Source organism: Bacteroidota bacterium, from assembly GCA_041658205.1.
In the GTDB taxonomy this organism is placed as follows: Bacteria; Bacteroidota; Ignavibacteria; order UBA10030; family UBA8401; genus UBA8401.
In genome coordinates this window covers 837,998-851,330 of record JBBAAO010000001.1, presented here as the reverse complement: position 1 = coordinate 851,330, position 13,333 = coordinate 837,998, and the positions used below count along the sequence as shown (strand labels likewise).

The window sequence follows — 13,333 nt, the reverse complement described above, 5'->3', positions numbered from 1 at the left end:
TTACACTATGAAAAACTTCGATCGACTTAACCGCCTTCCTCCGTATGTCTTTGCCGTTGTCAACGAGATGATGTCCGTGGCACGAAAGAACGGAGAAGATATTATTAATCTTGGGATGGGAAATCCGGACCAACCGACCCCGCGTCATATTGTCGATAAACTGAATGAAGCAGCGCAAAAAGGTAACAACCATCGATACTCCGCTTCAAAAGGAATTTATAAACTTCGTCTTGCTGTATGTGATTGGTATAAACGAAAGTTCAATATTGATTTGGATCCAAACAGCGAAGCAGTTGCAACAATTGGCTCAAAAGAAGGTTTAGCGCATCTTGCACTTGCAGTTTCCGGTCCCGGTGATACAATTCTTTGTTCAACTCCTGCATACCCGATTCATCCATACGCATTCGTTATAGCGGGGGCGCAGGTCATCCATATAAATCTTTTCCCGCAAGAAAGTTTTTTGGAGAGAGTCGCGGAGGCATATAAGAATACTCATCCAAAACCAAAATTTCTTGTCATTAATTTTCCGAACAACCCGACCACTGCAACCGTTGGTCTTGATTTTTTTGAACAAGCAGTGGCATTTGCAAAAGCAAACAACCTTATGATTATTCACGATCTCGCTTACGGCGATCTTGGATTCGACGGATATCAGGCTCCTTCAATCTTTCAGATACCGGGAGCAAAAGATGTTGCGGTAGAATTCTCTACTCTGTCGAAAAGTTATAACATGGCAGGCTGGCGGGTTGGTTTTTGCGTCGGCAACAAAGAGATCGTCGGAGCATTGGTAAAAATTAAAAGCTATTTGGATTACGGTATGTTTCAGGCAATTCAAATTGCAGCAATCGCCGCTCTGAATGGACCCCAAGATTGTGTCGAAGATATACGATCGATGTACGAGTCCCGCCGTAATGTACTGGTAGAGGGATTGAACAAAACCGGCTGGAAGATTGAAAAACCAAATGCTTCAATGTTCGTTTGGGCTGAAATTCCTGAAGGGATAAAAAAAATTGGATCTCTTGAATTTGCAAAATTACTCGTTCAAGATGCAAAGGTTGCCGTTTCACCAGGGATCGGATTCGGAGATGCTGGTGAAGGATTCATTCGATTTGCGTTGATTGAAAATGAAGAACGAATCAAACAAGCGGTACGGGGAATAAAAAGTGCTTTGCAAAAGTATTCCCCAAAAAAATGATATCTCATTCTCCGATAGCATAGCGAAATCCATACGTGACCGGAGGATCAACCGAAGGACTGATATACGCTCGAAAAGCAACTCTGCTCCCTGTGTCGTGCAAGGCACCTCCGCTTCGAAGAATTTTCTCTGCACCCTGGTTTGGTCCAGTCGGGTCCGTTTGATCAAAAATCTCATACGCCGAATACCAGTCTTCACACCATTCCCAACAATTACCGCTCATATCGTAGATCCCCAATTCATTTGGCATTTTTGTAGCGACGGGATGTGTCCTCCTTGATGCATTGTCAAAATTCCAAGAGACTTCGTTAATATCATTACTGCCGCTATACACATATCCTTTGCTCTTCTTCCCTCCTCGTGCCGCAAATTCCCACTCTGCTTCTGTCGGCAGTCTGTAGCGTGTCGTATTCTCCTTTTCATTCAAATACGATAGCCATAATTTCACTTCGTCCCAATTCACACGATCCACCGGCAACTGATCGCCTTTTGATAAACTCGGATTATAGTTCAATTTTGTACCGCCATTAGCGTTCTTCCATTCAATCACATTTTTCCATTCTGACTGTGTCACTTCAGTTTTTTTTATGAAGAAATTACTCAGTGTAACGGAATGAATCGGATATGCCGCATTATCAATGCTGCTAGCGCTCCCCATCAGAAAAGTCCCACCTTCGACTAAAATCATATCATGATAATCAAAACCCAAAAAGCGGATATCCGAATACCGACTTTTACTTGACGCATTTACTCCTCTCACTCGAAAGGAAAGTGTATCATCGTTTTTATTAAACCCTTGAATAAATGCAGTTGTAACATTCTCCCCGACCGTTTCTATCAAAGTGAACATTCCCTCATTTACTCGTTGTTCAATCTCAAAACCGGATTCTTCGTTGGAATTGTCTTTCCATGAAAGGACAATAACCGTATCTCCAACAATTTTTAATTGTAACAGCGTTGGTGCAAGTGTATACGAATAAACGGTCTTCACTTCAGTGCTGGTAACATTATTATCACCATCATAAGCTTTCGCATAAATAATATGCCCAGACCCATCAGGATTTGATTCCACGTCCCATCGATAAATATATGGAGAGACCAGCATTGTACCACCAGGAGGAATTTGGTTATCGATATACAATTCAACCTTTACGATTCCTTTGTCGTCTGTAGCGGATACCTGAATGAGAACACTGTCACCCATAACTTTTGACGATGTTGGCGTCATAATACTTACGATTGGAGTCGAAATATTTTGGGTTACGTTTTCCGGTGCTTTTTGGGTGCAGTTGTAATTTTGAAGAACAATAACCATCAAAATAACGGGAAGATATTTTTTCATCAGAAACCATTTCATAAATATTTATTCAGGACACTTTCATAATGATGCATAAATTTCAGTATTGTGTGGATGACAAGCAAGAATATATTTCTCTCTTTGTTTTTGGTGAATTGTCTCATTATCTTTCACAATGAAAATATTTTTTAGTCTGTTCCAGTTTCTGCTGTACGCTGTTGCTTTCAGTCAATCAAACTTCAACGTCACGCTTCGTTTGGATTTTTCTTCAGTAGATGCATTGATTGAATTGAGCGAAGGAAAAATCGCCAATGTCAATCGAGTTGCCGAATTAAAAGGAAATCAAATAGCAGCTTCTACAAGTGCACTGCTTGCCAGAGAAAAATATTCCACCCAGCTTTTTTCACGCGAGCTTGAACGGTTTCGAAACGGAGCGAGTCTTTCCAACGACATGTTTGGATTGAGTGCTTCATCCGTTTATCTGCAACAGATAAAAGCATTATCGCAGGAATCAAAAAGACGAAACCTTGATCGAAAAGTTCTTGCAACTATTTCTCCCTTTTTCCCATCGCAAACACGAATTACTGCGTCCATCCCGGTGTATTTCGTGGCATTAGGAAATGAAAATGCCGCAGCATTCGTCCGCAGTGTTGTCTGGCGGGATAATATTCCAATGTTTGTGGGAGACGGCGAAGGAGAATTGACGATTGTTGTGAATGTAACAAGATCTGTTCAGCATATCCGCGATATCCAGATTCAATTTGTGGATATGATGAGCACGCTGGCACACGAAACATTTCATGCAATCTTCGGAGTGTATCAACAAACTTCTCCGACTTGGAAGGCATTAGAAAACAATCCGGAACCATATTGGACGCTGGCAGAACTGACTCAAAACGAAGGATTTGCTTATCTCATCTCGCTGCAACAGCGAAACGGCGGTGAGTTACCGGCAGACAGACTTACTGCCGCTCGGCAATCTGTGGGTGATCTTAATAATGCATTGAAAGAATTATCTTCCCCATCCATAACATCTAGTCGTGCCCGCGAATTGATTATGAATTCCAATCTGTCCGGTTCGTACGAAAAGAATTACGGCGCAACGGCAGGATTATTAATGGCACATTCCATTGATGCAAAACTTGGCAGACAATCGTTGACTGAATGTTTAGAGAATGGTGTTGGAGATTTTTTTGGAAAGTATCAGCAGTTGGCGGAACAAAATGGCGAGCTGCCAAAGTTTGATAAAGAAGTAGTGTTGATGCTCCAAAAATAACAAACGTGACTGTCACCTACGAGGTGACGGTCACGTAACTAATTATTCAAATCGAAGAGCTTCGATGGGATCCAAATTAGCAGCCTTCCAAGCAGGATACACTCCAAAAACAATCCCGATGATAGAACAGAAAATTAAGGCGGTAATGTTCATTTCGAGTGCGGTAAAATCTAACAGAGGAGTCTGCAAAATCGCCACAGAATTATTCCAAGGATAGATGGGAGGCGCATCCAATAACAACGATACAATATTTCCCATAATCGAACCGCAGACAATACCTATCACTCCGCCGATCTGAGAGAATACAACTGATTCCGTTAGAAATTGCGATAAGACATTAGTTTTTGTTGCTCCTAATGCCTTTCTGATACCAATTTCTTTTGTCCGCTCAGTCACCGACACGAGCATGATATTCATAATACCGACACCTGCTGCAAGCAATGCAATGCAAGCAATCCCTAATGCTCCGATCTTGATCATGAATGTCGTTTCATTGAACTGAGCAATTACCGTGTCGTTGGAAAAAATTTCAAAATCATCCGGTTCACCCGGCGGCACTTGACGAATCACTCTCAGCACACCGCGAGAGAACTCCAATACTTCATTGTAAGTGTTTTGATCGCGTGCTGAGACCATGATATTGACGGAACGATCTCTGCCGTAAATATTAAGATGGGTGGTGATAGGTATAATAACCATGTTCCCTTGGGAGCCTCCTAACACGGAACCTTTATCGACTAGCGTACCGATCACTTTATATTGAATTCCGTCAGCTCGGATAAATTCACCAATTGGATTACCAATTGGGAATAATTTTTTAACAACATCACTCCCAATCACCGCTACTTTCGAAGCCGATTGAACTTCCTGATTGGTATAGGAACGGCCAAATTCAACATTCCAATTATTTGTCGCCAATCCATCTATCGATTCACCGGCAACCTGCACACTAGGATTAGTCTTTATATTTTTATATTCAGCAATTTTCCCGAATGTCCAGACTTCCAAACCGACATACTTAGCAAGTTTCATTCGATCATAAAACAATTCTGCCTGTTCATACGTGATGTCCTTCCGATTGCGAAAACGTGAACGATCATGATCATTAAAACCATTCGCCGGATATTTTTGAATCTGGAACGTATTCGCACCTAATTGACTCACCCCCGTCTCAATGGCATTCTGCAAAACACCCATAGCAGTCATAACACCGATAATGGAAAAAACACCGACACCAATTCCGAGCAGTGTTAAGACGGAACGCAATTTGTTTACACGAATTGCGTTCAGTGCCATTCCTATACTTTCTTGAACTTGCATACTTTCACTTCCTCAATGTTATTCGTGGCGCAACGCTTCAACAGGATCCATTTTCGATGCACGATTTGCCGGTAGGAAGCCGGACACAACTCCGACAAGCAACGAAATGAATATTGCTATTCCTACAACCGATAGCGGCATGGACGTCGGAAGAATCTGATTAATCATTAAGCTTAATGGATAGGAAATAATAATCCCGATGATACCGCCAAAAAGTGCCAATGCCGCAGACTCGATCAAAAACTGGAACAAGATTGTCGAGCGCTTTGCACCAATAGCTTTTCGAATTCCAATTTCCTTCGTTCGTTCGGTCACGGAAACGAACATGATGTTCATAATTCCGATGGCACCAACAAACAAAGAAAGCGCCGTAATAAATAATCCAATTCCTGCAATCACTCCGCCAATCTGATTAAATGTTTGGATAAACATTTCTTGTTGATTGATCGAAAAATCATCTTTTACTCCCGGTTTTACTCCTCGTACTTTTCGCATGATACCGCGGATCTCTTCCTTTGTATTGTCAAGATCATTAATGTTTGCAGCTTTCACTTGAATCGTGAGCCCCCTGCGATGATTGGCAAACTTCTGCAGGAAGTTTGTGATAGGGATGAAAGCAGTATTATCAAAATCCATCCCTAAAAAACTCCCTTGTTTTGTCGCAACTCCGACAACGCGAAATGTATGCGCTCCGATTTTAACATTTTTACCAAGCGGATTCTCATTGGGAAATAATTTTTCGGCAGTGGTATATCCGAGCACTGTTACCGGACGAGCACCATTAGACTCCGATTGAGAAAAGAATCTTCCCATTTCAAGGTTGAGACCGGCAACTTGAACATATTGATCATTAACTCCCTGTACGGAGATTCCATCCGAAGTAATACTGCGGTATTTAATTGGAGCCCTGCGACCGGTCACCGGACTGAGAGCACTGATCGTGGTTCCCTGATCTCGAACTGCTCGAAATTGTTTTAAATCGATATTCTTTCGATTGCGTGATGCAAGCCATTCTTCCTCGCTCGAAAACCACGAAAATTTTTGTACATACAAAACATCCGCACCAAGCTTCGAAACCATTTCATTAAATGATCTGCTCATCCCTTCGATGGCCGTTCCCATTAATGTAACCGAAACAATACCGATCACAATACCAAGTGTTGTCAGGACTGAGCGCATTTTATTTGCCCGGATCGCCTGGAACGAGATCCCAAGTCCTTCTTTCACTTCGTACGCAAAATCTGACATTTTCATAAGTTCACCATTTGGTGGGAATAAAAAAAATTAAACGTGAACGCCTGGCAATATTCTATCATCAACAACAGTATCACTTTCTACAAGCCCGTCGCGCACACGGATAATTCTGTGAGCATGACGCGCAATATCCTCTTCATGAGTGACAAGGATAATTGTGTTTCCTTGAGCGTGAAGCTCATTGAATAATCCCATAATCTCCACACCCGTCTTCGAATCAAGATTACCAGTCGGTTCGTCCGCAAGAATGATGGATGGCTTTGTTACCAATGCCCGAGCAATTGCCACACGCTGTCGCTGACCGCCGGAAAGTTCATTTGGTTTATGATGCATCCGATCTTCAAGCTTTACGTGACCCAGCGCTTCTTCTGCAAGTTTTGTTCGAAGACCCTTTTTCATTCCCGAATAGATCAACGGAAGTTCAACGTTATGCAGCGCATTCGAACGGGCTAATAAGTTAAAGGTTTGGAAGACAAACCCGATCTCTTTATTTCTGATCTTTGCCAGCTCGTTATCATTCATCTCGCTGACGTTCACTCCGTTAAATTCGTAGAGACCTGATGTAGGGGTATCAAGACAACCGATCACATTCATCAATGTCGATTTCCCGGAACCCGAAGGACCCATGATGGCAACATACTCGTTCTTAACGATTTGAACTGAAACGTCAACAAGTGCATTGACCTCCACCGTTCCCATCACATAGGTTTTTTTGATATTTTTAATATTGATGACTGGTTGCATAGGGATCCTATAATTCTTTGATTTTCTTTTGCGCAGTATCTGCACGTCGGTTGTGCGGATCAACAGCGATAAACCATTGGAATGTTTCTTTCGCTTTTTGTCTTTGACCTTTCAACTCGTAACATTCTGCAAGGGAATAAATTGAAGCACTGAATGTTTTATCAACTGATAACGCTCTATGGTATTTTTCAATTGCCTGATCGTATTTTTTTTCTGCTTTGAAAACATCTCCATAACTGTCGTAGGAATCCGGATTCTTCGGTTCCGCATCGATAAACTTTTGCATTTGAATATATGCATCCTGAAATCGTTTTCGATTTAGATAATGGTACCCCAGCTGCTTATAACCATCTCCCCGTTCCGGTTCAGCACTGATCGCTTTTTTGATCTGCTTTTCCGCTTCTATCGTATCCTTATTCACTCTCATATGAAAATTCGCCAACATCATATAACCTCGGAACGGGTTCAACTTCACAATCGCATTTGCTTGTTCAAATGCCTTCTCCTCGCTTCCACCCATAATTCCGGGCGCCATCACATAATAATTATATAACGCTTGCCGAGCTTCAATATTATTTGGATCAAGCTCCGATCCTCGTAAATATGCATTTTTCACTTTTGGAGCAAGAAACGCCTGCGACACCGGATTGGCATTCATTGTTTGCAACCCCAGAATATTACCGCGCGCAATGTGATACTTGGAGACATGTTCATTCAGATCGATTGCTTCGTCAATTTCATCTTCAGCATCATCCAAATTCCTCTGTCCCATGAATGACAATGCAAGATAGTAGTGTGCGTCTGCATCTTTGGAATTTTTCTTTATCGCTGATTCAAAAAACGATTGAGCTTCGGTAAATTGTCTTCCACTCAACAGCTTTATTCCCGTACTATCAACCTGACTAAAAGCGTACATCCCGAAAGACGCTAGCAGAATAAGAAGTTTGCAGTTCATTGTCATTAGGCAACTGTATTATTTATTTTCACCCGGTTTGCCCATTGCAAACTTGGCAGCGGAGTTTTCGACCTTCACGACTGAACCATCCTCCAAATCACGATTGATTGCTTTGTACGTTCCGCTGATCACTTCGATATCCTGAGTCATTCCGGAGATAATTTCGACATATCCTTCGTCATTAATCCCGCGCTTTACCGGAACCATTTTCGCTTTGCCGTTTTCAACAATAAAAACACATTCAATCGGTTTTTCATTCATTGACATTCCACCCGGGCCACCTGGTGACTGGGGTAACTCTTCTTTTGGTTTATCACCCTCTTTGGGTTTTGGAGCACGTGTTGTAACACTTTGAATCGGGACGGCAATAGCATTCTTCTTTGTTTCTGTTTCAATATCGGCAGTCATGGACATACCAGGACGGAGCGCGATATCTTTATCTAAGATGCGAATTTTTACCTCAAAATTTGTGACTTCTTCCTGTGTTCCGAGCCCTTTCGATTTTGCAGTATTGGCAATCTCATAGACAATACCGACAAATTTTTTGTCAGGATACGCATCAATAGTAATGCGGGATGTATCGCCGATGGAAATGTTGACGATATCATTTTCACCGACATCGACACGAGCTTCCATCATGGAAAGGTCGGCAACAGTCATGATTTGTGTCCCTTGTGTGAATCCGCTGCCGCTGACTCGTTCTCCAAGTTCAGAAATCAACTGCGAGATGGTACCGTGCATCGGCGAATAGATCGATGTTTTATTCAGGCTTTCCTTTGCATCACGGAATGACGCTTCAGCTTGACGAACACCTGCCTGCGATGATTCGAATTGTGACTTTGCCGCACTGAACGATGTTTTTGCAGAAATGAATTCCTGATCAGACAAGAGTTTCTTTTCAAACAATTCTTGCGCACGTTTAAATTCTGATTCCGCTTTTTCAAGGTTCGATTTCTGTAAATTCATGCTGGCACGCGCAGATTGAAGTCCCGCTTCTGCACGATCAACTTGTGCTTGATATTGATCCGGTTTGATCCGGACAAGCAGTTCACCTTTTTTTATTTTGTCTCCCTCTTTCACGGGAAGCACCGTAATTTCGCCGCTCACTTCAGCATTGATCTTCACCATCGTTTCCGGTTGAATTTTTCCGGAAGCATTCACCATTTGAGTGATTGTGCGACGGCCAACCTTTTCTGATTGAACAGTAATGATGTTCTCTTTTTTGCTTCCAAGCACAACAACAAGCACCAGCACGATTGCAACAACACCGATGCCGGAAAAGATGAACAGTTTCTTTTTATTTTTTTTGCCATTTGCCATAACTACTCCATTAAAATAATGTATTAATACTTTTCTCTTCCGACTGCGATTCTGAACTGCAGTTTCGCGTAAACAAAATCATATGATGATGATACTTTGTTGCTAATAGCCTGCGTATAGTTTGCTGTTGCAACAAGTAAATCCAGCAATGTATTTGAACCGAGATTATAGCGCTCTTCAGCAATTCGGCGATCTTCTTCAGCCGATTTCATATTTTTCAATGAGACATCATACCGTTTTCGCGCAGTTTCAAGAGTCAATAATGACGACCGGACATCCTTTGCAACACTCCGTTTTGCCTGCTCAACTTGCTGTTCGGCAAGTTCAAAATTTAACTGACTCGTTTGTGTCTGCGTGCTGGTTTGAAATCCGTTAAAAATCGGGACAGACAATGACAATCTCCAATTCCATGTTTTGGAATCGGTCAATGTTCCAAAATCATTTCCTGCATAACCGTATCCTGCACCCAAACTCAACGTCGGGTAATGGCCGGAACGTGAAATAGTAAGATCATTTTCCGATATCTGCTTTGCTAATAACGATGATTTGTAGTCCGGCCGCGAGTCCAATGCTTCCTGCACCAGTTTGTTATAATCTGCATATTCCTGATGGAGAGAGTCAGAAATTAATCCTTCAATCTGTTGAAGTACCGACGCATCCACGAAGAGATAATCTTTTGTCACGTCAAGCGATAACACATAAAGTAAATCTTGTTTGGAATTATCATAATTGCTTTGTGCGTTGATCAGAGCCAACTCATCATTTGCCGTCTGCACTTGTTGCCGGTACACATCGGATTTTGCTAACGCACCTACTTTATTTGATTCTTCAATGCGGGAAAGCTGCTGCTGTGATCGTTTTAGATTTTCCTGACTTACTTTCAATAATTGCTCATTTCGCAGCACAGTAAGATATGCCTGTTCAACAGCAAGCACGGTATTTTGTTTTTGTTTTGCATAGTTAAAAGCAGCTGCATCCGCTGATGATGTTGCTCTATTTAATGATGAAGTATTTCGAAAACCATCGAACAATGTCACGTTAGCATTCAAACCTGCGCTGACCGATCCATTTGCATTAATCACATCACCAACCGGTGTCGTGGATGTTGAACCATTACGTCCCATACTTGCCGATGCTGAAAGTGAGGGAATAAAATTTCCATATGCCGCAGTAACATTTGCATCTGAAATTTGCATGGAATTTTTTGAGCGGATTACATCAATATTTTTTTCGAGGGCGGTTTGAACGGCTTGTTGTAGCGTCATGTTCTCTTGCGCCTGGACTGCTGCTATAGAAAACAGCGAAATTAGCGCAATAGTGAGGATATTTTTCATTTCTATCTCCGAAGTTTAACAAAACTATGTGATTTTAACGGTGTTTATTGCCAAAAGTTACAACAAAAGTCAAAATTCTTAGTTGTTGGACGGTATTTTCGTAAGCAAGTTTAACTGCAAATTTTTGGATTAATAAAGATGATGAAACAGTTACCTTAAAGGGATTGATTGGATGATTGAGAATGATATTCGCGGACAACATCATCCTTAATCTCTAAGAGGAACTTCAACGCAGGATCGTGTTCATTCGGTATACGGCCTTCCAAAATTGCTTCTTCAATTTTTGATTTAAGAACGCCAACAAGTTTTCCGGCAGGGAGATCGCATATTTGCATAATTTCATCTCCACGTACAGGAGGTTGAAATGCACGCAGTTTATCTTTCTCCTCTACTTCCCTCATCTTTGCATAGACCTGATCGTAATTTTCGGAATATTGCTTTACCAATTTTGGATTTTTCGATGTGATATCTGCTCTGCAAAGCGTCATCAAATCGTCAATCTCTTCTCCTGCTTCAAATAATATTCGCCGCACGGCGGAATCAGTAACCGTCTCATCCACCAATTGCATTGGACGCTGGTGCAGACGAACAATTTTTTCGACATATGGAATATGCTCGAATGGCAACTTCAATTTGCGGAAGATATGCTTTACCATTCTTGCGCCGATTTCTTCATGACCATGGAACGTCCAACCGATTCCTTCAATAAATTTTTTTGTCTTTGGTTTTGCAATGTCATGCAAGAGAGCTGCCATTCTCAAATAGATATTTCCCGTCATGACACTGATATTATCTACAACCTGACAGGTGTGAAGAAAGACATCTTTGTGATGATGATCCTGACGCTGGTCGACTCCGGACAATTCAGCAACTTCCGAGAAGACAATGTGTAATACGCCGGTATCGAACATCAACCGTAAACCGACAGACGGTTTAGGGCTTGCCATTATCTTCATAAACTCTTCTGTAATCCGTTCTTGTGAAATAATGGCAAGTCGTTCTTTCATTTGAGGAATCGCATTTCGTGTTGTCTCTTCAATAGAGAATCCCAATTGAGAAGAAAATCGGATGGCACGCATTATGCGAAGAGGATCATCATCAAATGTCGCCAACGGATCAAGCGGAGTACGAATAATTTTTTCGTGAAGATCAGCTTCACCATGAAACGGATCCATCAATTCACCCCGCTGTGCTGAATTGAGCGAGATGGCAAGTGCGTTCATCGTAAAATCACGGCGGGAAAGATCTTCCTCCAACGTTCCAACTTCCACGATAGGATTGCGTGAATCTCGATGATAACTTTCTTTCCGCGCTCCCACAAATTCGATCTTTCCCCCTTCGGTTGGCATCATTGCCGTTCCGAATTTTTCATAGGTTACGATCTTTCTCTTTTTCAATGCGACGGCAACAGCTTCGGCAAACTCAATCCCGTTTCCGACAACGACAATATCAATATCACTCACCTCTTTCCCGAGAAGTTTGTCGCGAACATATCCGCCGACGACATATGCTTCTATAGAGTGTTCATCCGCAACAGCGCCGATTTTTTTGAGAAACGTATTTGTGATTTCCAATTTCATAAATCGTAACACAGCTATCTGTTTACTTAAAAATAGTTTTTATAATGATGAACAATTATACATTAAATTTTTGCACTTGTATTTTATTCATAATCTGTTGGGCAACATCAAGCGCCATTCGTCCATCCTCGCCATTAACAACAGGCCTTGAATTATTTTGCACTGCTGTGATGAATGATTCAAGTTCATATTTCAGCGCATTGATTTTTTTAATTTCCGGCTGCTCATAGATAATATTTCGTTTCTTTTTTCCTTCGCCAATCTGGCCCAGCAGCATCGTTGACCAAATACTTCCTTCCCCCTCATTACCAAGGCGGAACACATCGGCGCTACCTTGCTGAAAATCAATAGCGATATACGCATTACTTTGAAACATTCGCATTTTACGCATTTTATTCCGAGAGATGCGGCTTGAAGTAACATTTACAACACAGCCATTTTCAAACTGCAGTCGCGCATTTGCAATGTCTGGCGTATCAGAAACCACGGCAACACCATTTGCATCGATTTGTTTGACAGGAGAATTCACAAGACTGAGAATAATATCAATATCGTGGATCATTAGATCGAGTACAACAGCAACATCAGTACCGCGTGGATTGAATTGTGCAAGACGATGCGATTCAATAAACATCGGTCGTAATTGATATGACTCAAGCGAAATGATTGCTGGATTAAACCGTTCAATATGTCCAACCTGAATCAACACACTTTTTTGTTTTGCCAGTGCAATTAATTCATCGGCCTCAGCTAATGTTGAAGTGATCGGTTTTTCGATCAAGACATGTTTTCCTGCCGTCAACGCATATTTTGCTACTTCAAAATGGGTAGTGGTAACCGTTGAAATACTCAGCGCATCGACGTTGTTCAACAATTCATCCATCGCCGTAAATGATTTCACCTTATATTTTGATGCTATTTCATTTCGTTTCTCTTCATTCATATCATACACGCCGACAAAATTTGCTGTATCAATCTCTGCATACATCTTTGAATGAAGTGAACCAAGATGACCGACTCCCACAACACCGATTCGCAATCGTTTATTATTCATAATA

11 protein-coding genes are annotated in these 13,333 nt (G+C 41.7%); 2 read left to right on the top strand and 9 right to left on the bottom strand.

Features of this window, described 5'->3' with window-relative positions; genetic code table 11:
- The first annotated feature begins 7 nt into the window (after positions 1 to 7).
- Positions 8 to 1,195, top strand: a complete 1,188-nt coding sequence (locus tag WDA22_03535) for an aminotransferase class I/II-fold pyridoxal phosphate-dependent enzyme (protein ID MFA5832531.1) — start codon at positions 8 to 10, stop codon at positions 1,193 to 1,195.
- Between the two features lie 4 nt (positions 1,196 to 1,199).
- On the opposite strand, the gene WDA22_03530 is transcribed toward WDA22_03535, so the two are convergent.
- Positions 1,200 to 2,552 (bottom strand): SUMF1/EgtB/PvdO family nonheme iron enzyme, encoded by a 1,353-nt coding sequence (locus WDA22_03530; GenBank protein MFA5832530.1) that lies wholly within the window; start codon positions 2,550 to 2,552, stop codon positions 1,200 to 1,202.
- A 115-nt stretch (positions 2,553 to 2,667) separates the two neighbouring features.
- Between WDA22_03530 and WDA22_03525 the strand changes: the two genes are divergently transcribed.
- Positions 2,668 to 3,768, top strand: a complete 1,101-nt coding sequence (locus WDA22_03525) for a DUF5700 domain-containing putative Zn-dependent protease (protein MFA5832529.1) — start codon at positions 2,668 to 2,670, stop codon at positions 3,766 to 3,768.
- Positions 3,769 to 3,810: 42 nt separating this feature from the next.
- Here WDA22_03525 and WDA22_03520 read toward each other — a convergent pair whose 3' ends face one another.
- The 8 genes from WDA22_03520 to WDA22_03485 all read right to left on the bottom strand — a co-directional run bounded on the left by WDA22_03520 (position 3,811) and on the right by WDA22_03485 (position 13,329).
- The gene (locus tag WDA22_03520) at positions 3,811 to 5,088 is read right to left on the bottom strand and encodes an ABC transporter permease (GenBank protein ID MFA5832528.1); all 1,278 of its coding nucleotides are present in this window, start codon (positions 5,086 to 5,088) and stop codon (positions 3,811 to 3,813) included.
- An 18-nt stretch (positions 5,089 to 5,106) separates the two neighbouring features.
- On the bottom strand, positions 5,107 to 6,342 hold the full coding sequence (locus WDA22_03515; protein MFA5832527.1) for an ABC transporter permease: 1,236 nt from the start codon (positions 6,340 to 6,342) through the stop codon (positions 5,107 to 5,109).
- A gap of 30 nt (positions 6,343 to 6,372) precedes the next feature.
- Positions 6,373 to 7,086 (bottom strand): ABC transporter ATP-binding protein, encoded by a 714-nt coding sequence (locus tag WDA22_03510; GenBank protein MFA5832526.1) that lies wholly within the window; start codon positions 7,084 to 7,086, stop codon positions 6,373 to 6,375.
- Between the two features lie 7 nt (positions 7,087 to 7,093).
- The gene (locus WDA22_03505; GenBank protein ID MFA5832525.1) at positions 7,094 to 8,041 is read right to left on the bottom strand and encodes a tetratricopeptide repeat protein; all 948 of its coding nucleotides are present in this window, start codon (positions 8,039 to 8,041) and stop codon (positions 7,094 to 7,096) included.
- A gap of 18 nt (positions 8,042 to 8,059) precedes the next feature.
- Positions 8,060 to 9,361 carry an efflux RND transporter periplasmic adaptor subunit gene (locus WDA22_03500; protein ID MFA5832524.1) on the bottom strand — a complete coding sequence of 434 codons (1,302 nt, stop codon included), beginning with the start codon at positions 9,359 to 9,361 and terminating at the stop codon, positions 8,060 to 8,062.
- Between the two features lie 23 nt (positions 9,362 to 9,384).
- Positions 9,385 to 10,695 (bottom strand): TolC family protein, encoded by a 1,311-nt coding sequence (locus WDA22_03495; GenBank protein MFA5832523.1) that lies wholly within the window; start codon positions 10,693 to 10,695, stop codon positions 9,385 to 9,387.
- Positions 10,696 to 10,850: 155 nt separating this feature from the next.
- Entirely contained in the window at positions 10,851 to 12,275 is a 1,425-nt protein-coding gene (locus tag WDA22_03490; GenBank protein MFA5832522.1) for a CCA tRNA nucleotidyltransferase, read from the bottom strand.
- Positions 12,276 to 12,330: 55 nt separating this feature from the next.
- Positions 12,331 to 13,329 (bottom strand): Gfo/Idh/MocA family oxidoreductase, encoded by a 999-nt coding sequence (locus tag WDA22_03485; protein ID MFA5832521.1) that lies wholly within the window; start codon positions 13,327 to 13,329, stop codon positions 12,331 to 12,333.
- Positions 13,330 to 13,333: the final 4 nt, after the last annotated feature.